This is a genomic window from Nostoc sp. (assembly GCF_036918015.1).
In the GTDB taxonomy this organism is placed as follows: Bacteria; Cyanobacteriota; Cyanobacteriia; order Cyanobacteriales; family Nostocaceae; genus Nostoc.
The window spans coordinates 102,014-124,307 of the sequence record NZ_JBALEO010000098.1 but is presented as its reverse complement, the minus strand read 5'-3'; the positions used below and the strand labels follow the sequence as shown (position 1 = coordinate 124,307).

19 protein-coding genes are annotated in these 22,294 nt (G+C 40.7%); 5 read left to right on the top strand and 14 right to left on the bottom strand.

The window, feature by feature from the left end; translation table 11 throughout:
* The first annotated feature begins 16 nt into the window (after positions 1–16).
* Positions 17–643: a CPP1-like family protein gene (locus V7K61_RS31310; RefSeq protein ID WP_289798780.1), complete on the top strand. Its 627-nt coding sequence runs from the start codon at positions 17–19 to the stop codon at positions 641–643.
* Between the two features lie 155 nt (positions 644–798).
* On the opposite strand, the gene V7K61_RS31305 is transcribed toward V7K61_RS31310, so the two are convergent.
* The 11 genes from V7K61_RS31305 to V7K61_RS31255 all read right to left on the bottom strand — a co-directional run bounded on the left by V7K61_RS31305 (position 799) and on the right by V7K61_RS31255 (position 12,962).
* Positions 799–1,491, bottom strand: coding sequence for an HAD family hydrolase (locus V7K61_RS31305; RefSeq protein WP_335059665.1), 693 nt, complete (start codon positions 1,489–1,491; stop codon positions 799–801).
* 102 nt (positions 1,492–1,593) lie between these two features.
* Positions 1,594–2,697 carry a 4-hydroxyphenylpyruvate dioxygenase gene (hppD, locus tag V7K61_RS31300; RefSeq protein ID WP_335059663.1) on the bottom strand — a complete coding sequence of 368 codons (1,104 nt, stop codon included), beginning with the start codon at positions 2,695–2,697 and terminating at the stop codon, positions 1,594–1,596.
* A 106-nt stretch (positions 2,698–2,803) separates the two neighbouring features.
* On the bottom strand, positions 2,804–3,508 hold the full coding sequence (locus tag V7K61_RS31295) for an SDR family oxidoreductase (protein WP_335059661.1): 705 nt from the start codon (positions 3,506–3,508) through the stop codon (positions 2,804–2,806).
* An 82-nt stretch (positions 3,509–3,590) separates the two neighbouring features.
* A complete protein-coding gene (locus tag V7K61_RS31290; RefSeq protein WP_335059659.1) occupies positions 3,591–4,865 on the bottom strand; it encodes an IS1/IS1595 family N-terminal zinc-binding domain-containing protein in 1,275 nt (424 codons plus the stop codon).
* Between the two features lie 186 nt (positions 4,866–5,051).
* Positions 5,052–5,831, bottom strand: a complete 780-nt coding sequence (locus V7K61_RS31285) for a phosphate ABC transporter ATP-binding protein (protein ID WP_335059657.1) — start codon at positions 5,829–5,831, stop codon at positions 5,052–5,054.
* 664 nt (positions 5,832–6,495) lie between these two features.
* Positions 6,496–7,275: a phosphate ABC transporter ATP-binding protein PstB gene (gene pstB / locus V7K61_RS31280; RefSeq protein WP_335059655.1), complete on the bottom strand. Its 780-nt coding sequence runs from the start codon at positions 7,273–7,275 to the stop codon at positions 6,496–6,498.
* 181 nt (positions 7,276–7,456) lie between these two features.
* Positions 7,457–8,338, bottom strand: coding sequence for a phosphate ABC transporter permease PstA (pstA, locus tag V7K61_RS31275; protein WP_335059653.1), 882 nt, complete (start codon positions 8,336–8,338; stop codon positions 7,457–7,459).
* A 73-nt stretch (positions 8,339–8,411) separates the two neighbouring features.
* Complete coding sequence (pstC, locus tag V7K61_RS31270; RefSeq protein WP_335059651.1) at positions 8,412–9,389, bottom strand: phosphate ABC transporter permease subunit PstC; 978 nt, start codon at positions 9,387–9,389, stop codon at positions 8,412–8,414.
* A gap of 181 nt (positions 9,390–9,570) precedes the next feature.
* Positions 9,571–10,614 carry a phosphate ABC transporter substrate-binding protein PstS gene (gene pstS / locus V7K61_RS31265; RefSeq protein WP_334928482.1) on the bottom strand — a complete coding sequence of 348 codons (1,044 nt, stop codon included), beginning with the start codon at positions 10,612–10,614 and terminating at the stop codon, positions 9,571–9,573.
* A gap of 720 nt (positions 10,615–11,334) precedes the next feature.
* The gene (locus V7K61_RS31260) at positions 11,335–11,904 is read right to left on the bottom strand and encodes a Uma2 family endonuclease (RefSeq protein WP_335059649.1); all 570 of its coding nucleotides are present in this window, start codon (positions 11,902–11,904) and stop codon (positions 11,335–11,337) included.
* Between the two features lie 83 nt (positions 11,905–11,987).
* Positions 11,988–12,962: a stage II sporulation protein M gene (locus V7K61_RS31255; RefSeq protein ID WP_335059647.1), complete on the bottom strand. Its 975-nt coding sequence runs from the start codon at positions 12,960–12,962 to the stop codon at positions 11,988–11,990.
* Between the two features lie 80 nt (positions 12,963–13,042).
* On the opposite strand from V7K61_RS31255, the gene V7K61_RS31250 reads away from it, so the two are divergent.
* Together V7K61_RS31250 and V7K61_RS31245 are read left to right on the top strand one after the other, a co-directional pair.
* Positions 13,043–13,888, top strand: a complete 846-nt coding sequence (locus V7K61_RS31250) for a hypothetical protein (RefSeq protein WP_335059645.1) — start codon at positions 13,043–13,045, stop codon at positions 13,886–13,888.
* 45 nt (positions 13,889–13,933) lie between these two features.
* Complete coding sequence (locus tag V7K61_RS31245; protein WP_335059643.1) at positions 13,934–14,719, top strand: RDD family protein; 786 nt, start codon at positions 13,934–13,936, stop codon at positions 14,717–14,719.
* 171 nt (positions 14,720–14,890) lie between these two features.
* On the opposite strand, the gene V7K61_RS31240 is transcribed toward V7K61_RS31245, so the two are convergent.
* Positions 14,891–15,679 (bottom strand): DUF1868 domain-containing protein, encoded by a 789-nt coding sequence (locus V7K61_RS31240; protein WP_335059641.1) that lies wholly within the window; start codon positions 15,677–15,679, stop codon positions 14,891–14,893.
* Between the two features lie 239 nt (positions 15,680–15,918).
* Between V7K61_RS31240 and holA the strand changes: the two genes are divergently transcribed.
* Both holA and V7K61_RS31230 read left to right on the top strand, forming a co-directional pair.
* A complete protein-coding gene (holA, locus tag V7K61_RS31235; RefSeq protein ID WP_335059639.1) occupies positions 15,919–16,908 on the top strand; it encodes a DNA polymerase III subunit delta in 990 nt (329 codons plus the stop codon).
* Between the two features lie 109 nt (positions 16,909–17,017).
* The gene (locus V7K61_RS31230; protein ID WP_335059637.1) at positions 17,018–17,500 is read left to right on the top strand and encodes a DUF4168 domain-containing protein; all 483 of its coding nucleotides are present in this window, start codon (positions 17,018–17,020) and stop codon (positions 17,498–17,500) included.
* A 469-nt stretch (positions 17,501–17,969) separates the two neighbouring features.
* Here the strand turns inward: V7K61_RS31230 and V7K61_RS31225 are convergent, their stop codons facing one another.
* Both V7K61_RS31225 and V7K61_RS31220 read right to left on the bottom strand, forming a co-directional pair.
* Positions 17,970–18,098 (bottom strand): hypothetical protein, encoded by a 129-nt coding sequence (locus V7K61_RS31225; protein WP_335059635.1) that lies wholly within the window; start codon positions 18,096–18,098, stop codon positions 17,970–17,972.
* Positions 18,099–18,101: 3 nt separating this feature from the next.
* Positions 18,102–22,124 (bottom strand): PAS domain S-box protein, encoded by a 4,023-nt coding sequence (locus V7K61_RS31220; protein WP_335059633.1) that lies wholly within the window; start codon positions 22,122–22,124, stop codon positions 18,102–18,104.
* Between the last annotated feature and the right edge of the window lie 170 nt (positions 22,125–22,294).

Genomic DNA, 22,294 nt, shown 5'->3' with positions numbered 1-22,294 from the left:
GAAGTAACAAACTCCCATGAGCGATCAAAATCCCTACGAAAAACTTGGGGTATCAGAAGAGGCTAGCTTCGATGAAATTCAGGATGCTCGTAATCGCCTATTCGAGCAACATAATGGCGATGCCAAGCATTTAGAAGTGATTGAGGCGGCTTACGATGCGATTTTAATGGATCGCTTACGGATGCGCCAGGAAGGTAAAATCAAAGTCCCTGAGCGGATACGGTTTCCAGAGTTGCGAGTGCAATCGCCTCCTAAAGAAAGTCCAACCCCTCGCGAGCAGTCACCTGCATGGCTGCAACGGATGCTGGATCAGCCAACGCCTGCGGATATACTCTTACCAGGAGCTTGGTTTCTCGGTTTGAGTTCTATTAGCCTGTTCTATCCAGAGGGAGGCGATCAGGTTTTGCAGTTAGCATTGGTGGTTGGCGTAGGCACTAGTATTTACTTTCTCAATCGCAAGGAAGGCAAATTTGGCCGAGCAGTTTTGTTCACCCTGGTCAGTTTAATAATTGGCCTAATCGCTGGGGGACTAGTTGCTAGCTGGCTCTTACCACAAATATCATTTATCAGTCTGGAAACAAATCAGTTCTCTACTGTAGTGACATTTATATTGTTGTGGTTAGTTAGTAGTTTTCTACGTTAAACTACTGCCTTAAGCAAGTTTGTATAAAGAAGACATGGTTTATGTGTGTTCTTCTAAGATAAAAAAGTCAGGAGTCAGAATACCTATTCTGACTCCTATTTTAATTTGCAACCTGAATTTCTGATTCATTGAATCTGTTGCAGCTACAGAGCCTTTTAGACAAGGTGTTTAGGTTTTAGAACTATATCTACAGCAGTGCTGAAATCCTGAACGATTAAGTCGGGGTGGTAAAGTTCTAGTTGGGTGCGATCGCGAATCCCAGATTCTACAGCCATCACCTTAATACCATAATTTTTCGCAGCGGTGATATCGGCTTCCGTATCTCCCACCATCCAGGTATCAGCAGCCGGAGGGAGTTCTTTTAATGCCCTAGCCATTAACAAGGGCTTATCTTCAATATCACGAGTTTTAACGTAATCGTTACTCAGGCAATAACAACGATTTTCTGGGAAAAATTTACCTAGATCGTATTTTTTAAAGGCATAGTCTAGTTCTCGAACTCGGCGCATCGTCATAACTGCCAAATCAATTCCGGCTTCTTGAATTTTTAACAGTGCATCCACAGCACCAGGTGCGAGAGTGTCATAGTTAAAATAAGCTTCTGTATGCACAGTTTGCCGCCGCAATTGGGCGAATTCTTGAGCTTGGGCTTCGTCTAACCCGGAATTTAAGGCGATTTGTTTTTCAGGAACACGCGATCGCTTTAACTGCCAAAATTCCGCTTTGGGAAGTTCTTGCACTACTTGATCTGGACGACGGGTTTTCTCTAAGCAAAATTGATAAACGCGGTAATACCGTTCGGAAACATCAATAATTGGGCCGTCGAAATCAGTAATCAGTCTTAGCATCGGCGGAAAATGTTAATTTTTATTAAAATTATCTCAGATGTATGGCTATTTTTGGAGACTATCAAGTTTAGCTAATTTCAATTGATATTTTGCACTCAGGCATCATTGCAAAGTACCGCGTTTGATTTGTTCGCTTTCAATAGCTTCAAATAAGGCGCGAAAGTTACCTTCGCCAAAACCTTGAGCTTGGAAACGGCGTTCAATAAATTCAAAGAAAAATGTCGGTTGTTCAAAAATGGGCTGGGTGAAAATTTGCAGTAGTAGGGGCGCGGTTTGTTTTGTCCCTACGGGAGTATATTCTTGCCAGTCCACCAGAATTTCCTGTTGAGCGATCGCTTCTAATTCTAAGGGTGATAGCGTGAGTCCTGGACGCTGTTTTAGCTGCGAGTAATAGGTTTGGGGAACCGAGAGTAAGGATAAACCACTGGCACGAAATTTAGCGATCGCACTCACAAGATTATTCGTCCGCAAGGCAATATGTTGAATTCCTGGCCCCCGATTGACATCTAGAAATTCCTGAATTTGAGAATTCTTGGAAGCCGGTTCATTAATTGGCAATTGGACGCTACCGTTATGTGAAACCATGACCTGGCTGTGTAAAGCAGAGCGATTGGTTTTAATTTTAAACGCCTGCTGGGGTTGAAAATCTAGGATTTTTTCGTACCAAGCCACAGCACGATCCAACTCACCAACCGCCACGTTTAGCACTACGTGATCTATGGCGGTAAAAGTGTTGTCATTAGTCATTTGTCCTACCCTGCGGGAAGCCGCAGAAGCGTCTATGTCATTTGTCATTTGTCCTTTGTCAAAAACCGATGACCTTTCTATCAAAGTATGAGTTAATCCACCCCAGGCAGCAATTTTGCCACATTTGAAGAATGCCGTACCTATCTGGCGTTCCTGGATGGGTTGTAAGATTGTAGCACCGTGTTTTTGAGCTAGTGCGATCGCGCCTTCGACATCTTCGACAGCAAAAGCGACATCTGCCACACCAGGTGGATATTGACGCAGAAATTCCGCTACTGGACTTGTAGGTAACAGTGGTGAAGACAGAAAAAAGCAGACATCACCATTTTTAACCACTTCTGTACAAGTGTGAAATGAACTGATGCGATCGGTTACTGCTTGAAAACCAAGATGGCGTACAAACCAATCCCGCCACACTTTGGCGTCTTCTACATAGAAATGAACGTGATCAATTTTCATAGATATTGAAAATCCAGCATAACAGTTTATATATCTGTAAATTTTGCCTTTTTTGCTAGATTTTCACGTCCTTCCTAAGCAAGAATTATCTAGGCGCACTCCGCCTTTAAAAGAACAGATGATTATCAGGTTGAATATTAATTTCCATTGGCACAGCTTGCGGTTCGGCAGAAAGAGCAAAGAAAATCGCATTGGCAGCAGTTTCAGGACTGAGCATTTTTTTCCGGTCTACTTTTAGGTTGACATTATCCCAAAAAGGAGAATCTACCCCACCAAAGTAGAATAGCGTGAACTTGATACCAAAACGCTTGAGTTCCTCTGCCATACACTTGCTAAAACCGACAACACCAAACTTAGAAGCCGAATAAGCTGCCGCCATCCCCATCGAATGCTTGCCCAGAATTCCTACTACATTACAGATGTGACCAGACTTGCGCTTTTGCATCTCTTCAGCAGCTGCCTGAGTGGTGTAAAAGCTACCTTTTAAGTTGACATCTAACATCTTGTCTAAATCAGCGGGTTCTAGGCTGTTGTAGGGCTTGAGTATACCAGCACCAGCTGCATTCACTAAAATATCAATTTGACCAAACTCAGCGATCGTCTTTTCTATCAAAGTATCTACCTGTTTGGGGTCAGTAATATCGGTGGGAACAGTTAAAACTTCTCCTGGTAAATCAGCAGCCAGTGTTGTTAAACGCACCGCATCTCTAGCAGCCAGTACCAAGCGAACTCCGGTAGTCGCAAGTTTTTGTGTTAAAGCTGAACCAATACCACCAGTAGCACCGACAATAACAACGACTTTATCCTGCATTGTAATATTTACATTTATTTACATCTTTTTACATAATACAGAATTACAGGCTCAGGTTGTACGTAAACAATCTAGAAAGTATTTACTCGCTGAGTAGCGGCATTACTTCATATTCCTTGCCACTCGCCTTTAATGTAAAGGTAGGAGATGATTCTAAATATTTGGTAAAATTGGAACCTAACTTTAACTTTTTAATAATTGAATTAGGAGATTCTCCAGTTATTTTCTGTAACTCTGAGCCTAGCTTAGACACAGATAATTTAGTTTTGGGAGACTTTATTTGTATATCTTGAATAATTTTTAATAGCAATTCATCTAATGTTTTTTCATTAGGAATTTCCGCAGATTCTTCTTGAATAAATTGTGCAGATGAATTATCTATAATAGGGACAATTTCCTCAATTTCTGGTTGCTTATGATTAGATTTGTTATTAATATTGGATCTTTCTTGAAATAAACTCGCAATAGTTCCTAAACTGTGTAATCGAGTATTGATTGAATCTTGTTCATTTTTAATTAAATCTTGAATTTGCTCAACCACTTTTTCTAAGGATGGAACTTCTGTTGCCATTGCTAAGGAATAATGAGTTAATTTGCCAGTATTCCGGTTTTCTATATGCAAAGTTTGCCCTTGTCTACGTACCCAATAGACGATTAATCCTTGGTTTTGGAGTTCGTTGCAAAGGTGAATTAAAATTCCATCACTAGAACAGACTAATATTTCTTTAACTGTTGGATAAGAACGTACAATACAAGCACCGAAAGCGATCATTTTTGCATCAGCACTATTCTTACCCTCTGGCACATGGACAAGTTGATAGCCACGGTTATATAGTTCAATATCTTGCTTTCCAATACTTGGATTTTTCCAGTTGGCAAATGCCATTTTAAATTGGAGGGGATACTTGCAGACACTAGCTAAAAATAATTCTGAATTCACATCTAGTTTTAAGTTTTCTGCATCCAAAAGTAGAAGCGATATCCCTGTTTCTAATTGATATTTTATTTCAGCTTTTTTTTGAATTTTTTGGATAAATTGGCTGAAAGCGGCAGATTCTAACCAACCAGGCGATAATATCGTTTGCAGCAGTTGTTCAGCTAATGTCAAACTAAAAGAGTCAAGGGTTTTCTCTGTGATTTTTTCTTCTGGCAGGTTTTTTACTAAACAAAGTTCCGTCGTTTCAGCCGTAGATACTTTAGTGTGTCCGTTGCTGTTAGCAAGCAAGTCAGTTTCTAAGGAACGAGAGAATGCAGGTTCTAGGAATTGTTTACCACAATTTTTGCAGAGGTAATTCTGCTTGTCATTCCGACGACCATTTTTACGATATGAAGTAGATTCGCACCGGGGACATTTCATTTTATGATTCAGGTGGTCTAGAGCAAATACTTGTCTTTAAATATATAGTATAAAAAAATACTGTCAATATCAGATTGCATTGCCCAACACCAGAAAAACTTAAAGCAAGCGGAAATTCAATTCAACCCTTAATTTCCGCTTGCACTATGTAGTAACCCTCTGAATGGCTAGAATTTAAGAAGCCCTTCAACCGACGCGAGCGAAAACATAGTCGCGAGTGCGAGAATCCACAGGGTTAGTAAAGATTTTATTTGTAGTACCAAATTCAACCATTTGAGTAATACGATTTTCATTACTATAAAAGAAAGCCGTAAAATCAGATAGGCGAGTAACTTGCTGCATATTGTGACTAACAATCACAATTGTCAACTCAGAACGCAAATTATGGATCAAATTCTCGATTTTCATACTACCCATAGGATCGAGACCTGAACAAGGCTCATCCATCAACAAAACGTTAGGTTTGACCGCTAAAGCACGGGCAATACATAATCTTTGTTGTTGACCACCAGAAAGCTCTAAAGCAGATTTGTGCAGCTTATTTTTCACTTCATCCCAAAGTTCGGCAGCTTTGATAGCAGATTCAACAATTCCATCTAATTCTACTTTCGGATGCCATCCAACTAACTTCACCCCATAAGCAACATTATCGTAAACGCTCATGGGAAAAAGATTTGGTTTGGGAAAAACCATACTAACTTGGCGACGTAAGCGATTGATGTTAACACGACGCTCATAAATACTCTGCCCAAAAAATTCTACTTTTCCTTCAACTTTTACTTCTGCTTCTAATTCACTCATGCGATTTAACGATTTAAGAAAAGTAGACTTCCCACAACCACTAGAACCAATAATTGCCGTGACTTGGTTTTGGTAAATATCCATTGACACGCCTTCAACTATCTTTTGAGCGTCGTAAGAGAAGCTGAAGTTTTTGACTCTGATGGCTGGAATTAGTTTACTCATATTCCCAAAACGTGTGAAACAAAACTTGATTAAGTAAAACAGTACAAATCAGCAATGCTGTTTCACTATGTTACTGCCAAAATGAGATATTCATAGAAATTACGTAGCTATACAGTAGTCATACAGCAAATAAAGTGCTATTAGATATTTGTATCAAGACTGTGTTCCAAAATTGATCTTTTACAGACTTTTTATACCCATCTTTTGCACCTTGACTGATATAGCATCCTTTCTTATGAAAAAGGATTAGGTCTAGTTCGATATCAAAATACGAATATCATACAGCAGATTTCAATTTGGTGAGGTACAGAAGCTAAGTCTGTTACCCAGATATAAAGCGTGTTTTACTCTTGTTAGCGCAGCGGGGCGTAGCCCATTCTGAATTTTGCTGTATATTGCAATACCGTTAAGTTAAGAAAATTGTAGGTTGGGTAGAACGAAGTGAAACCCAACAAAGTCAAAGAAGTGTTGGGTTTCGTTCCTCAAGCTAACCTACGTAGAAGTTGAGTTTTAGGCTTAACTGAACTGTATTGCTGTATATTTCTCATAGATAGTGAGGAGTTATTTTTTTATAAAGATTAGTAAATTTTTTAAACTACATTTTATGAGTATCTTCTAGTGCAAGCTAGTTCGACAAAATCAATAATTCACGTTTGAAAGTATCTTAACCGAAACGCCCTGAAATGTAGTCGCGGGTGCGGGGGTCTAATGGGTTGTTAAAGATTTGCTCTGTAGCACCAAATTCAACCATTTGACCAATCCGACTTTCATCGGTGCTAAAGAAAGCCGTAAAATCAGATACACGAGCGGCTTGCTGCATATTATGAGTAACGATCGCAATTGTCAACTCAGACTGTAAACTATGGAGTAGTTCTTCAACTTTCATGGTGGCAATGGGGTCAAGAGCCGAACAAGGCTCATCCATCAGCAGAACTTTTGGCTTGACTGCTAAAGCACGGGCAATACATAATCTTTGTTGCTGACCACCAGAAAGCCCTAAAGCTGATTTATCCAGCTTATCTTTGACTTCATCCCAAAGAGCAGCACTGTGAAGTGCAGATTCAACAATTTCATCTAATTCTAATTTTGAATATCTGCCTGCTATTCTCATCCCGTAGGCAACATTTTCGTAAATGCTTATAGGAAAAGGATTTGGTTTTTGAAATACCATACCAATTTGGCGGCGTAAACGATTTATGTTGACACGACGAGCGTAAATATTCTGACCAAAGAATTCTACATTTCCTTCAACTTTGACAGGCCCTTCTAATTCGCTAATGCGATTAAGAATTTTGATGAAGGTAGATTTACCACAACCACTAGGGCCAATAATTGCCGTCACTTGGTTTTGGTAAATATCTATTGACACATTTTCAATTGCTTTGATTGTGCCATAGTAAAAGCTGATATTTTTAACTTTGATAGCTGGAATTAGGTTACTCATGCTTTCCCAAGGTGCGAAATAAAAATTTATCAAAACAGAATTCAGGAGTCAGGAGTCAGGAGTCAGGAGTCAGGAGTCAGGAGTCAGGATTCAGGATTCAGTATGAATTTTGTACGACTGACGGATAGTGAACACAAGCATCTTGATTCTGACTCCTGAATTCAGAATTCTGAATTCTTCTTCAATTTATTCTTCTCTGCCTAATAACTAAGCGAGAGAGAATACTTACACATAAAATTAAGCCGAGTAGAACTATAGAAGTAGTCCATACCAATTGACTTTTTTGGGGGTCGGGGTCGTTGTAGAGGTTGAAAATTAATACTGGTAAAGAAGCTGTTGGACTTAACAATCCTTCTGACCAATCTAGACTAAATAAAGCGGTAAAAATTAAGGGTGCTGTTTCACCAGCAGCACGAGCTACAGCTAATAAAATGCCTGTGGTAATTCCGGGGATTGCTGTAGTTACAACAATGCGAAAAGTAGTTTGGAAACGAGTTCCACCTAAAGCAGCAGAGGCGAGGCGTTGAGATGTGGGAATCAGTTTTAAGGATTCTTCTGTTGTCAGTATAATTACAGGTAGCATAATCACGGCTAAAGCAAAACCACCTGCGATCGCACTAAATCCTTTAGTTACCAAAACTATCACACCATAAGCAAACACGCCGACAACAATTGAAGGCACACCTGTCAAAATACTAGTAACAAAACGAACGATACTAGCAACTGGGTTAGTTTGGCCAAATTCTGCTAAGAAAATTCCTGTCATGATCCCTGTGGGAATGCTGAAAATAGCACCAATTACCACCATGATTATGGTTCCCAAGATGGCATTGCCAAAGCCATTATCAATAACTGCTTTGGCAAACATTTCTGATTTGAGTCCAGATATTCCCCGGAAGAAAATTTCCCATAAAATTGATAATAAAGGAATGAGTACTAGACCTGTAAGACCAAAGGCGATCGCATTCATTGCGTATGTAAATATTACTCGTTCTCTTGGCAGAGGACTGCATAATTCTGCCGCCAAAGATTCATCTGTTTCTGACTGAATGTAGCCACTCATAAGTTTGACAAAGTTTGATTGATAAACTTCTTGTTAACTGAGTTATTTGTAATAATTTCAAAGTGAGATAGTGTTATTTATTTTTACCGCCAACCCACTTCACCAATAGTACAGCGCCAATATTTACAGTTAGAGTCAACCCAAACAAAATTAATGCTAAATAGCTTAAAGCACCTATGTGCAAACCCGGTTCAGCTTCGGCAAATTCATTAGCTAATACAGAGGGAATTGTATAAGCTGGGTCGAGTAAAGATGCGCTGATTTGAGCAGAGTTACCAATCACCATAGTAACGGCCATTGTTTCACCCAAAGCCCGTCCTAAAGCAAGCATTGCTGCACTCACTATTCCAGAAAATCCAGATGGTAGCAAGACTCGAAAAATAGTTTCCCAACGAGTGCCACCCAAAGCCATAGATGCACTACGCAATTCTTTAGGGATAGCTATTAAGACATCACGACTAATTGCTGCCATTGTGGGCAAAATCATGATGGCGAGAATAATTCCAGCAGTCAACATATTAGTCCCAGAAGGATCTTCTGTATTAAACAGTGGTATCCATTTAAAAGTATTGGCTAACCACTTTTGCAGAGGTTCTAGAACTGGAATAAAGACAAAAATCGCCCATAAACCAATAATTACACTGGGAATTGCGGCAATTAATTCAACAACAAATGCTAGGGTGGTTCGCAGTGATGTAGGTAAAAAATTTTCACTAGTGACCAAGGCTACTGCAATTCCCACTGGGACAGCGAATAAAATAGCGATCGCACTACTTACCAAAGTTCCATAAATGTAGGGTAATGCACCAAAAATCTGATTACCTGTATCCCAATCTTGTCCCCACAAAAACCCGATTCCAAACTGCTTAATGGCTGGTAGAGCTTCGTGTAAAATTACCCAACTCATCAAAAAGAGTACTGCAACAGTAATCACGGCACAAAAGTATACTAGCTGTGTAAAACCTTGGTCAAACCAGAAATTTGTGCCGCTGGTAGTAGTTAGATTGAAATTTTCATCGCCTAGATTTGAATCATCTGATAAATTTGCCATTACAAATCAGTAAAATAGATTTTTTATGACTGGTAAAAAGAGTTATTAACTCAGTTTCTTAGGGGAGTAAAGTAGCAAAATAATCCCCCTAAACTTTAAAAAAGGGGGATATATTCAAAGCACCTTTCTCTTTTTAAGGGAATTGGGGAATCTCTTTTGCGTAATTTCTAAAAATTACAAATTAAGGCTTGACAGAGCTATTCACTGTCTGAAGCACTCGATTTGCTACATCTGATGGAATTTTGGTGTAGTTAAGGTCATCGTTATATTGTTGACCATCTTTCAATACCCAATTAATCCATTTCTTAATTGCATCAGCTTTCGCAGCATTAGCATACTGTTTGTAAACCATCATCCAAGTAAGACCGACAATGGGATAACCTTGTCCTGGATCTCCTATAAAAACGCGGTAGTTGTCTGGGAAAGTGACAGTTGATAAAGCTGCATTTGCAGATTCTAAAGAAGGAGCAACAAATTCTCCGTTCTTATTTTGTACCAATGCTGATTTCAGCTTATTTTGGACAGCGTAGCTATATTCAACATAACCAATAGAACCAGGAGTACGAGCTACTATAGCAGCTACGCCCGGATTCCCTTTACCTTTGAGGACATTTGGCAGATTCCATTTTGGAGCAGTGTTAGTTCCAACTCTGCCTTTAAAATAACCGCTGATGGCACTCAAGTGATTCGTAAAAATGAAAGTTGTACCACTACCATCGGCACGAACAGCAAATTTAATTGTTTGATTTGGTAGATTAGCACCTGGATTATCAGCTTTAATTTTCGCGTCATTCCATTTTGTAATTTGACCCGAATAAATTGCTGGTAATGTAGCGCGAGATAATTTGAGATCGTTAACACCTGGAAGATTGTAAACAACAGAAACAGCACCGCCTGCTGTAGGTACTAAGATTGCACCATTCTTGACTTTAGCAATTTCATCATCTTTCATTGCAGCATCACTACCACCAAAGTCAACGGTTCCAGCGATGACTTGACGAATACCACCACCACTACCAATTGCTTGGTAGTTAATTTTTAAGTCTGGATATTTCTTCTTCACTTCACGAGCATAGCGTTCGTAAAGCGGAGCCGGAAAAGTTGCTCCTGCACCATTTAGAGTTTCAGCTTGTGCGATCGCACCAAAAAATGGACTAAGTGCAACAGAAGTTGTCACCATTGAAGTAGCAACGACACGATTCAATATAGCGGTCGAAAAAATCATATTACCTCTGATTAAAGGAATATTTCCTTGGTGTTATTCCAGTCTTAAAACAAGGTACATTTTTTATATTTAAACTTTGTTTAACAAATGATGAATAAAAAATTAATGTCTGTTTAAATCTTAATTTTAAACATTTTTATCTTGTTGATATTGATTTGTTAAATCAGTTAAGTAAAAATATGTTGATGAAAATTTTAGGTTTAATTTAAATAATTAGAAGTGAGTCAATCATGTAATATCAAAATTATCACTTCAGTAGAAAAGAGATAAAAAAATAGATATAGGACTCATATTTGATGGGAGCATCCCAAATGTGCAAGTTATATCAAACTCAGGTTACAAATTGTCATTGCGAGCGCAACGTAGTGGAGTGAAGCAATCGCAAGATATGGGATTGCTTCTCTACGAGACGCTACGCGAACACTACGCTGTCGCTTCGTTCGCAATGACAAACATGTTCTTGCAAAATTGGGATGCTCCCTATTTGATTTCTGAAAAACCAAATTGGCTAGAAGCTGGTCATACAAAGGTTTATTTCTCGGTATACTTAATAATATTCAAGTACGATTTCTATAGAAAGCATGGCCTCTTGTTTATCAGATAATTCGGTAATGATGCGTTTTGTCATATTTCAGTGCAAGAGTTGAATTAAGTAAACAGAATATCTTCTGTTACTCTTTGGCTAAAACATTAATGCTAAACTAATCCGATTAATATTTATTACATAATCACCTTTAACCACCCAAAAATATCACCTACCGTCAACTGTAACCCCTGACAAAATTCTGGCACTGGTAAAACAGACTCAATTTCCTCAAAAGGTAAAGGTTGTTGTCCCGCAGGATAAGCAGCAATGAAGCGCTCATCAGGGTCAATTAACCAACCCATTTGAGTTCCGTGATTGAGAGCGTGTAAGATTTTTTTTGTAACTTTTGTATGGCTTTGTTCGGGGGAGAGAATTTCGATTATCCAGTCGGGTGCTAGAATAAATGTATTGGCAATATCACCATTTTCGTCTATAGGAAGCCTTGCCCAAGAGAATACAGCGACATCGGGAACTATAGAACGTCCTGCAAAAGTGCAACGTAATTCTGGAAAAGCCCAACCCATTTTTTGGACTTTGATAACAGAATTGATTGTGGGACAGAGTTCTCCTTGAATAGTGCTATGTTTTCCTTGAGGCATAGGTTTTGGAATAATTTGACCGTCAATGTATTCACAATAAGGTTTAGTTTCTGGTAGTGTGAGAAACTCTTCTAGGGTCAATATTTTATTTGATGTTTTTACCATGATTATCCTAACTTCAATTTATGATGATTTATTTACATAGTTAGTATTTACCTATATTCTAAAATACTTTTTAAATTTGCCAATCAGCCGCCATCTAAATTATTTCCTGTTTGCTTGCGGTTACAATACAGCACTAAAAGTATAAATAATCCTATCCCTGCCAGATATTTAATTACATCAGGTACATTAGGATTAGGAGAGAAAAAGCCTTCGATCGCACCAGCAATAATCAACATTGGTACAATCCCAAATACTAGCTGCACCGCCTGATAACCATAGAATTTCAGTGCATCCCCACGGCGATATTTACCAGGAAATAAAATTGCTCTTGCTAATAAAAATCCTGCGCCTCCAGCAAAAAAGATTGCCGGTAATTCTAAAGAACCATGCGGAAACACAAAGGCCCAAAAAGGATAAGCCAGATTATTTTGACCGACTAAAGTACTAACAGCGCCAATTAATAAACCATTAAATACCATCAAATAGGCTGTGTATGCTCCAGCCGTCATACCACCAGCAACAGCCCCAAAAGACACCGACAAATTATTGATTGCGATACCGCTGGATGCCAGAGGTTCAACGCCGACAATTGAACCCATCCATAATTTATGCTCATCTCGCACTTTGGTAATCAAGCTTTCAGGTACAATCAAAGGCATAAAGCTGGGGTTTTGCCAGGAATACCACCAAGCCACTAGTGCGCCTAATAGAAACAGCGCCGTTGCCGCAGCAATATATACAAATGATTTCTGGACTACGGATGGTAATCCCCAACGATAAAATTCTAGGATTGCCTGCCATTCCTGTCGCCGCGAACCTTGGTAAATCTGCGTATAGGCACGAGTTGTTAAAGATTGTAAACTTTGGATCAAAGTATTGCCGATTTGCTGAGTGCGGGCACGTGCTAAATCTGCTGCCACTGAACGATACAAACTCGCTAACTCTCTAATTTCTGCTGCCCGTAAGGACTTTAACCCTTTTTTTTCTATCTGCCTTAATAGGGCATCTAAACGCTGCCAATTAGGTTCTCGTCGCGCAATCCAACGTTGAATATTCATGAATTTTGGGAACACTGAGTTTAACTTAGCTTAAGATAGCCTCAAATTCATCTCCGTAATTTCAAGGGAAATTTAGTATTATGTCTGAAAACTTTGGATCTTCCGGCCAGATACAACCACTGAGTATCGGTAACGTTGTCAGTGCTGCGGTACAGTTGTATCGTTCTCATTTGAAGACTTATCTTAACCTAGCTGCGATCGCACACTTGTGGGTTTTAGTTCCTGTGTATGGTTGGGCAAAATATGCAGCCATTTCTGGACTAATTTCACGCTTGGCTTTTGGAGAATTGATTTACCAGCCTGAAAGTGTTCAAACTGCCCGCAGCCATGTTAATCCACGTCTTTGGTCTTTTTTAAGAGTTGCTTTCCAAGTAGGTATATCTTTACTGGTAATTTATATTGGATTAGCGATCGTGGGCGGTGTAGTAGCTAGCTTGATCGGAATAGCATTAAGAGGAATATTAGGTAGTTCAGGCATTATAGTCATAACCACATTGGCAATAATTGTGACAGCAGGCATTATATTGTTGGGAATAACCTGGTTCTACTCTCGTTGGATAGTAGCTGAAGTGCCTTTAGCAGTTGAGGAAAATATCAATGGTGGCGAAAGTGTTGCCAGAAGTTGGGATCTAACTAAAGCCTCAGTATTTCGCATTCAAGGCATTGTTTTAGTTGCTTTTATCGTTACATTGCCGTTGGTGTTTGTATTAAACTATATACCTAGCTTATTCCTACTCAAACTTGAGCCTGGTACTGCTATCTACTCGATTGTGTATATTATTTCTGTGATTGGAAGCTTGATCGGTGGAGTTTTAGTCATGCCATTCTGGCAAGCACTAAAAGCTGTTTTATACTTGGACTTGCGTAGTCGGCGTGAAGGTCTAGGTTTACAATTACGAGAACCTCCTTCGCAAGATTTTCGTTAATTCCACACCTTAATCCAACTCTATTAATTTTGAATTAGTTAAAATATGCGCTTTTTTAATCGCATCACATTCCAGACTCCAGAAAGCGTAGAGTTGGAATTCACTCTAGCGGGAATCGGTAATCGAGCTTTGGCACTCCTGATTGACTATACAGTGTTGGGTGTAACTTTGCTTCTGTTTGTCCTTACTTGGAGTGTCTTCTCGACACAGCTGTTAAATTTCGTTGAATACTTTTTTACAAAATTACCAAGTTTAGATATTTGGTTGTTAGCAATTTTCTTCATTATCGCCTTTGCAATTTATATTGGCTATTTTGTATTTTTTGAAACCTTATGGTTTGGACAAACACCTGGTAAACGCTTTGCTAAAATTCGTGTAGTTCGAGATGATGGTAGACTGATCGGGTTACAACAAGCAACGCTACGTGCTTTATTGCGGCCCTTTGATGAAACTTTATTTATTGGCGCTTTTTTAATTATGCTGGGTAGCCGCGAAAAGCGCTTAGGTGATTTGGCTGCTGGCACAATTGTCATTCAAGCCCAAGCACCCACTGCATCTACCAGATTGACAATTTCAGAACAGGCAAAAGGACTTCATCAACAGTTAGTACAGATTGCTGATTTATCGCAATTGATGCCAGATGATTTTGCTGTGATTCGTGAGTATTTGCAGCGACGTGGTGCCATGTCGTTAAAGGCAAGAGCCTCACTATCTCTAAAGCTAGCCGAGCAAGTTAAAGCTATTATTAATTTAGAAAAATTGCCAGAAGCGGTTACGCCTGATGTATTTTTAGAAGCAATTTACCTCGGTTATCAACAACCGAAATTTTAAACGATAAAAAACTATAGCAATCTTGAATAGTTCAGGAAAAATAAGATCCCCGACTTCTTAAAGAAGTCGGGGATCTGCCGATTTCAATTGTCACAAATCAAATAGGATTGCTATATGACTCCTGAACGCTGGATTCTGAGGTTTATTGTTCAGATTAATGCTTGTCTGAGATCAAAAATCTAAAATCGGCCAGTCTGGTTCACGATAATAGCGTGTCATGTTGTCAAACTTTCGTAATTCAACACGATCGATCAAAAATTCTGGCAAATTCAACAGCCATTCTTCATTCAATTGAGAAAGCATGGTGCTGAAGCTTATGCGGTCTAGGTCAGACGGAACCTCCCCAAAATAGGCTAATGTAACATGGGCTGTAAAATGATAATGCTGCTCAATACCCAAGGCAATTAACTTGGGATTTTGATAAACTGTTCGGCGAAATTGAATAATTTCCTCGTAGCAGCGTTGATCTTGGGGGACTAAACAAACGGCTACAGCTCTTGGCATCAGTATCAGCCCCAGCATTTGCCATTTAATTGGATGACTCCTGTTTGTCATCAATTGTTGATATTTTTGAAATATTTCAGCTAAACAAGAATGTAACTCCTCGTCAAATTTAGGATTTTTTTCGTAGGTGTCAAGGTAAGCATTGTCCCAAATTAAATCCGCTAAAGTCAGATGGAAGCTAGCAGGAGGTACAGGTACAATCAAATTACGGTTTACAGGCAACTGCAAAAGTTCCTGTTGGTAAGTCTGTAATTTGGCATAGAAAGCAGAATTTTGTGATTCTTCTTCTGCCGGCGGGGTAATTAGCGTATAGCCAGGAAAGGATGCCGCTTGTCTCAACCCAGAATGTGGCTGAAACTTAGAAGATTCCTGAATATGCTGGGCTTGGGATCTGTAGGCTTCTGGCAGCGTCAGTCTTGCTAACCGATTTAAGTAAGTTTGATAGTTGTCGTCCAATCTTCATAGCCTCACGCTCTCACTTGATAGATTTTAGGGAAAATTACCTTGATTAAGAGAATGATTTCAAAAGTATTTAATTTTTGGGAGTGGGAAGTGGGGAGATGAGGGAGATAGGGGGACAAGGGGACAAGGGGGTAAACAAAACTCCTAACTCCTAACTCCTAACTCAGCACGGGCTAAACCCTAGCTATCCGCTAACAGCACTCCTAATGGCCCATGTACTAAGAGGTTTATCTATGCCAATCTATGTTTACTGGGGTGAGGATGATTTTGCGATGGAAAAGGCGATCGCACTTTTGCGCGATCGCGTCCTCGATCCCCAATGGACAAGTTTTAATTACACTGCATTCCCGCCAGATCAAGCTGATGCTGCTATCCAGGGGTTAAATCAGGTGATGACGCCTACTTTTGGCGCTGGTGGGCGCTTGGTATGGCTGATAAACACTACTCTGTGTCAGCACTGTCCAGAGAATGTGTTGGCAGAATTGGGGCGATCGCTACCTGTGATTCCCGAAAACTCATTTTTATTGCTCACCAGCCGCAATAAGCCAGATGAACGCCTCAAATCCACGAAATTGTTAAAACAGTTTGCGACTGAATTCCGAGAATTTCCCCTCATCCCCCCTTGGAAAACAGAATTACTGGTGCAATCTGTTAATCAAGCAGCCCAGACAGTGGGCGTGAAACTGACTGCCAATACTTCCCATCTGTTGGCAGAATCTGTAGGCAATGATACACGGCTTCTTTACAATGAGTTAGAGAAATTACGGCTATATGTCCAAGATAGCAATAAGCCTTTAGACACAGATACTGTTACGAAGTTAGTAAGAAATACTACTCAAAATAGCTTACAATTAGCAGCAGCAATCAGAACAGGAGATACAGCAAAAGCTTTGACAACACTGGCAGATTTGAGCAATGCTTCCGAGCCGGGATTACGGATAGTTGCGACGCTGATTGGACAATTTCGCACCTGGCTGTGGGTCAAGATTATGATAGAAGGTGGGGAACGGAATCAACAAGCGATCGCTAAAGCTGCTGATATCGGTAATCCCAAACGGATTTACTTCTTACAACAAGAAATCAGACTGCTTTCGGTGCAACAGTTAATCTCTTGCTTACCCCTACTCCTGGAATTAGAGGTTAGCCTTAAGCAAGGAGCATCAGAAATGTCAACACTCCAGACAAAAGTCATCGAACTTTGTCAAGTATGCCGAGGAAATTGACAGTCAAATATAAAAGCTTTATGTATTTAGCAGTTCCTGGAACTTCCAACTCTGAAAATAATTCAAAGTTCTTATAATATCCCTGATGTAGTTTCGTGTCACACACTATATGAAAAAAATTTCTGATTTATTTTCTCGAACTGGCCGAAAGCGAACCCTTTCGCGATCGCTATTTTTCGGCGCGATCGCTTCTTTGAGTGTGATTTCTAACGCTTTTTCATTGAGTTCTAAAGCTGACGCTCAAACTCCAGCACCAATAGTTAACAATACTGAAATTGACAGTTATGCTCAAGCCGTGCTAGCAATGGAGCCAGCCCGTCAAAATGCTTTTGAAGAAATTAAAAAACTTATTGGCAATGGAGAAATCCCCCAGATTGTTTGCAACGATTCTAATAGCATAAATGGTCTTCCAAAGAAGGCTCAAGATATCGCAGTGAACTACTGTAACCACGCTCAAAAAATTGTCGAAGATAATGGTTTGAAATTTGAACAGTTCAACAAAATTACCATAGAACTACAAAATAATACTATCTTAAAAAAGCAGGTTTACAATACGCTATTACGCCTGCAACAACCTCCTGAGTCTCGATAAGTAGAAGGGCTACTTAAATCCCAGCACGTAGTAAGTAAGTGGTTAACTACTATGGGAATCATACTAATTATTCCGACATTATCGCAGTCCTATTTGATTCATGAAAAATATAGATAAGGCAACGAACCGCTTTCTCTAGGAGACACTATGTTAATGCGTAGTGTCTCCTAGAGAAGGACGGAAAGGGAAGAAAGAGATATATAATTTTCACAAATGATTTAGGACTGCTAAACCTCATCTATGTTGAAACCTAGAGTTTTTAAAAGATATATTTATGTAGGTTGGGTGGAGTGAAACGCAACCCAACATTACCACCTGATTTTATGTTGGGTTACGCTATCGCTGCACCCGACCTACAAAACTACGGTTCTCAAGGTAGATGAGGTTTAGATATAAAAAATTTTGAGATTAGAAAAAAGCTCTTGAGACACAGGGGAGAATTTAATTCATATTCCCCAATGCCCCATTTCTAACTCCGTCCTAATACTGTTCGGTTAAGGCAAGAGACGCGATGAATCGCCGTCTCTACAATAAATCGGTCTTTCGTAGTGGCATCATCTGTCAACGTTGCGGCTGGAATTCCCTCTTGTTCTCGCATCGACTAAACAGAGGGGGGTGAGGGCAGAGGGGCAAAAGAGCCGAGGTGGGCATTCTTCAGAAGTGGTAGTTTGACGGTAAACGTCGCTCCTTGTTCTTTGCCTGGGCTATCTACGTGTACAGTACCACCATGTAATTCTACTAAATGACGGACGATCGCTAATCCTAGTCCTAATCCACCATAGATTCTAGTATTAGAACTATCAGCTTGACGAAAGCGATCGAAAACGTAAGGAAGAAAATTAGGGCTGATACCAATGCCTGTATCAATCACCTGAATTTGGGCATATTTATCCGTTGTCTGTGGTTTTTCTTGTCCACTAACCACTGACAATTGCAACTCTACACTTCCACCAACGGGTGTAAATTTGATGGCATTGGATAGCAGATTCCAGATGATTTGTTGCAAGCGCTCGAAATCCCCGGAAACTAAATATTGAGAATTTTCACCCGGCTTGCTGTTTTCTGAATGTTGATTGGTTTGGGATTGTGCTGCTGGAAATTCGAGATTTTCGTGATTAACTCCTAATTCCCAATCTGAATTTCGCGTTTCTTTTGAGGGAATCAGGGAAAATCTCAAATCGATTTCCTTGGATTGGGCGGCTAAACTAACAGTCTTGATGGCTGACTCAATTATGGGAACCAAATTACAAGTACGCACATCGAGGTGTAACTTGCCTCTAACCATCCGCGATATATCCAGCAGGTCTTCAATTAGCTGGGTTTGCGCTTTGGCGTTGCGCTCAATTGTCTCCGTTGCTCTAGCCATTTGGGCCTCACTGAGCTTGCTTCGTTGCAGTAATTGTGCCCAGCCAAGGATGGCATTGAGGGGCGATCGCAATTCATGGGATAATATCCCTAGAAACTCATCCTTCATCCGGTTGGCTTCTTGCAACTGCTCAGTTTGTTGTTGCAAAGAAGCAATTAAACTAGCCCGTTCCATTGCGATCGCTATTTGGTCACACACTGCTTGCATCATCCCTTTTTGATTGTCGGTGAAGCTCAACAGAGTGCGGCTGCCAAAAGATAGAGTACCCAATAGCCGTCCTTGGGCGATCAATGGATATGCATAATAAGCAGTAATATCTAAAGAACGAATCAATTCTGTTTTCGGGTCAATTGATTGCTGCACATTCTCTAGAACGGTTGCACAACGTTCCTGGGCTACACTCCCACAAACTGTTTCACCAAATCCCAAAGACTGAATTTGGTTTGCCAGTTCTGGGGAAATGCCGCTGTAAGACTCTAGCCGCATTAGCTGAGAGTTATCCACAACCAAATAGTTAAAATAAACTTCTATTCCAATTTGATCTCTTAGTTTTTGGTAGACGCTATCGATTAGTACTGCTGGTTGCTGACTCGATAATAAATCGTTGGCTGTGTCAAATAGTAGCTTGAGCCTTTTGTAACTTAACGAGAGAGCTTTTTGTGCCTTCTTGAGGTTGCTGATTTCTTGGAACACCAAAATACAGGTAGCCGGATGACCGTGCATTGCTGGCAAGGTATCAGCAAATACTAGTAGAGAGCGCACACCAGCGGGAGTATGCCAGTCTACCTCCAATCCATTCAGGCGTTCGCCACGGGCAACTCGCACACCTGGCATTTGCTCATTGGGGATGCGATCGCCAGCGGCATCCGTGTAGTGGTAAACTGTATGATACTCTGCGGCTGGTACACCTTTAGGAAATTCGCCCCCAGCTAATTCGTCAGCAGAGCGATTGGCAAAAGTTACCCGCGCCGTTCCTGGTTCGATAAACAGCAACGGTCTTGGCATCAGATTTAACACATCCTCTAGCCATTTTTGCTGATTTAAAAGTACTTCCTCTGCCTGTTTGCGCTCCGTAATATCTAAAAATGCACCAACGCTTCCTCTAGTTTTCCCCTCTTCGTCAAACAGGGGTGCAACATAGTGCAACAGCTTGACGATTTTGCCATTTTCATGGACGACATCAAGTTCAGAATTCAGAACTTCGACACCATGAGCAGCAGAGTACTGCATTGGGAGTTCTTCTGTTGACAGTTCCCTTCCCTCGCGGTGTATCTTAAAGCTGTTTGGTCTTTCGTCCAAGGGAGTATTGAGGGAGGCATTTGCATCTGAGGATATCCCCAACTGCTTGGCAAAAGAAGGGTTGACCTTGATATTTTGGCATTTTGGATCTTCGACAATGCCAATTCCAATAGGAATTACCTCTAACAAAGTTTGTAATTCAGTAATGCGGCGCTGTAGATCCCTGTTTAGTTGTAATATTTGTTCCTGGGTCTGCTTTTGCTGGCTGATGTCGCGAGTCACCGTCGCTAAGGCAATTGGCTGACCTGTCTTGTTATCTGTAACAGTGAAGATGTTGTAATCAACTGGTATCGGTTGACCTGTTTGCAGATGCCGGAAGCAGAATTCTCCCTGCCAGCACCCTTCTGATAGCACAGTCGGCAGTATATATTTTTGGAAATAGGCTTTGTCTTTGGGCATGAAGTAATCTAATACTGCTTTTTGCCTGACTTCATCAAGGTTAGCAAGACCTACCAGCTTTTGACCTGCATCATTTATGTAGAGTAATTGACCTTCAAGGGTGGCGATGCCGATAAAATCAGAGCTATTTTCTACTACCGACACTAATTTTTGTTGCTCTGCCTCTGCTTGCTTGCGTTCGCTTAAGTCGAGGATAAACGCCACTGACTCTTCCCGATTTTCTCCTAGCAGCACGTAACCAACTAAAACCGGGATGCGGCTACCATCTTTGCGGATATATTCTTTCTCGTAGGGCGTACAAGTAGCGTTGGTATTTCTTTGGGCTTCGGCAACACCTCGCTCATCCAAGTATAGATACTCTGGTGGTGTGATATTGCTCCAACTTAACTTACCTGCTAACAAATCCTCCCGCGTGTAACCAATCATCCTCAGAAATTCGTCGTTTGCCTGCTGGATACCGCCATACACATCGCCAAACAAAATGCCGATGACGTTAGAATCTACAAAACTCCCTAATTTAGCTTCGTAAGTTCTCAGTGCTTCTTGGGCAAGGTCGCGTTGATAGCTGAGGCGTTCAATAACCCTGGCACTTTGCCAAATCAAAATAGTAAAAATTACAATCACAACGATCGCAAACACCGATACTGCAAATGCCGGATCGTATTGTCCTGCTCGTTGCCCTTCAACAATTACCCACCCTAATATAAAAGGTACTGCGATCGCGGCAACTAGTAAACGACGTGCAAGTAAGCCGCCGTCACTATCACTTGTAACTACCCTCATTAAGCCATGTTCTGCTCGCGTCCACAGAATACCTATACTTAGCAAGAGGAACAACATCGCTGTATGTAACGCCATTGATGTTGTATAAGGGGCGAGTCCGTAAAGAACTTCCACTTGGTAGGCATAGCCCATCAGCGCCTGAAAGGAAATTAAAGTAGCAATCAGAGCAATAATTTGGGCATACCAATAATTGCGATGGGTTTTTGGATGAATCTGAATCTGTAGGGCGATACTGACCAGGATAAAGTTCAGTGCTGTGTTCGCTCCCATTTGCCCCGGATGCGATGTCGCTATACTAGTTGGCGAATCACGAAATACCAGTTCGTCAATGCCAAGATTCCAGCCAAACAGATATTGACAGAGAGTAAGCGCCGCAATTGTGGTGACAGCTATTGCACAGAACTGAGAGATTAAAAGAGTGAGTACGGGCAAGGAGGCTGTAGAACTCTGCGGGTAATTTTGAATTGTTCTTTCCCCTCTGCCCCCCTGCTCCCCTGCTCCCCTGCTCCCCTGCTCCCCTGCTCCCCCGCTCCCCTGCTCTCCTTTTAAAAATAGCCACAGCGACACCCCACACAACACAAAACATAACGCCGTGTTGACTTTCATCGTGGCAGGACTACCAGGGAAGCCGCGCTTCAGAACTTCAATACCAAGACACCAGCCAACTAATACCAAACTACCAACAAAAACAGCGATCGCACTTGCGACTCTTGCCACAAGTGCATTTGTAGAAATTTTAAATCTATCTTGCAGTCGCAAGCGGTTAACCTTTAACATTGAGTGTTCTCTAACCGCATCTATCTAGCGTAGTAAACTTACGTATTTCTCACGAGCTAATCATTGATGTTATTTGTATTTTAGGCTACAGCTTGACTTGTTTTTCATCTACCTCTATGCATATTTTTCCTTGCATAATGAAATAATGGTGGCTCAAAAAACCACCTTTG

What these genes read in the sequence shown, in the direction of transcription:
- V7K61_RS31310 (WP_289798780.1), top strand. Translation starts at nt 17, where the DNA reads ATGAGCGATCAAAATCCCTACGAAAAACTTGGGGTATCAGAAGAGGCT.
- V7K61_RS31305 (WP_335059665.1), bottom strand. Translation starts at nt 1,491, where the DNA reads ATGCTAAGACTGATTACTGATTTCGACGGCCCAATTATTGATGTTTCC.
- hppD (WP_335059663.1), bottom strand. Translation starts at nt 2,697, where the DNA reads ATGAAAATTGATCACGTTCATTTCTATGTAGAAGACGCCAAAGTGTGG.
- V7K61_RS31295 (WP_335059661.1), bottom strand. Translation starts at nt 3,508, where the DNA reads ATGCAGGATAAAGTCGTTGTTATTGTCGGTGCTACTGGTGGTATTGGT.
- V7K61_RS31290 (WP_335059659.1), bottom strand. Translation starts at nt 4,865, where the DNA reads ATGAAATGTCCCCGGTGCGAATCTACTTCATATCGTAAAAATGGTCGT.
- V7K61_RS31285 (WP_335059657.1), bottom strand. Translation starts at nt 5,831, where the DNA reads ATGAGTAAACTAATTCCAGCCATCAGAGTCAAAAACTTCAGCTTCTCT.
- pstB (WP_335059655.1), bottom strand. Translation starts at nt 7,275, where the DNA reads ATGAGTAACCTAATTCCAGCTATCAAAGTTAAAAATATCAGCTTTTAC.
- pstA (WP_335059653.1), bottom strand. Translation starts at nt 8,338, where the DNA reads ATGAGTGGCTACATTCAGTCAGAAACAGATGAATCTTTGGCGGCAGAA.
- pstC (WP_335059651.1), bottom strand. Translation starts at nt 9,389, where the DNA reads ATGGCAAATTTATCAGATGATTCAAATCTAGGCGATGAAAATTTCAAT.
- pstS (WP_334928482.1), bottom strand. Translation starts at nt 10,614, where the DNA reads ATGATTTTTTCGACCGCTATATTGAATCGTGTCGTTGCTACTTCAATG.
- V7K61_RS31260 (WP_335059649.1), bottom strand. Translation starts at nt 11,904, where the DNA reads ATGGTAAAAACATCAAATAAAATATTGACCCTAGAAGAGTTTCTCACA.
- V7K61_RS31255 (WP_335059647.1), bottom strand. Translation starts at nt 12,962, where the DNA reads ATGAATATTCAACGTTGGATTGCGCGACGAGAACCTAATTGGCAGCGT.
- V7K61_RS31250 (WP_335059645.1), top strand. Translation starts at nt 13,043, where the DNA reads ATGTCTGAAAACTTTGGATCTTCCGGCCAGATACAACCACTGAGTATC.
- V7K61_RS31245 (WP_335059643.1), top strand. Translation starts at nt 13,934, where the DNA reads ATGCGCTTTTTTAATCGCATCACATTCCAGACTCCAGAAAGCGTAGAG.
- holA (WP_335059639.1), top strand. Translation starts at nt 15,919, where the DNA reads ATGCCAATCTATGTTTACTGGGGTGAGGATGATTTTGCGATGGAAAAG.
- V7K61_RS31230 (WP_335059637.1), top strand. Translation starts at nt 17,018, where the DNA reads ATGAAAAAAATTTCTGATTTATTTTCTCGAACTGGCCGAAAGCGAACC.
- V7K61_RS31225 (WP_335059635.1), bottom strand. Translation starts at nt 18,098, where the DNA reads ATGCGAGAACAAGAGGGAATTCCAGCCGCAACGTTGACAGATGATGCC.
- V7K61_RS31220 (WP_335059633.1), bottom strand. Translation starts at nt 22,124, where the DNA reads ATGTTAAAGGTTAACCGCTTGCGACTGCAAGATAGATTTAAAATTTCT.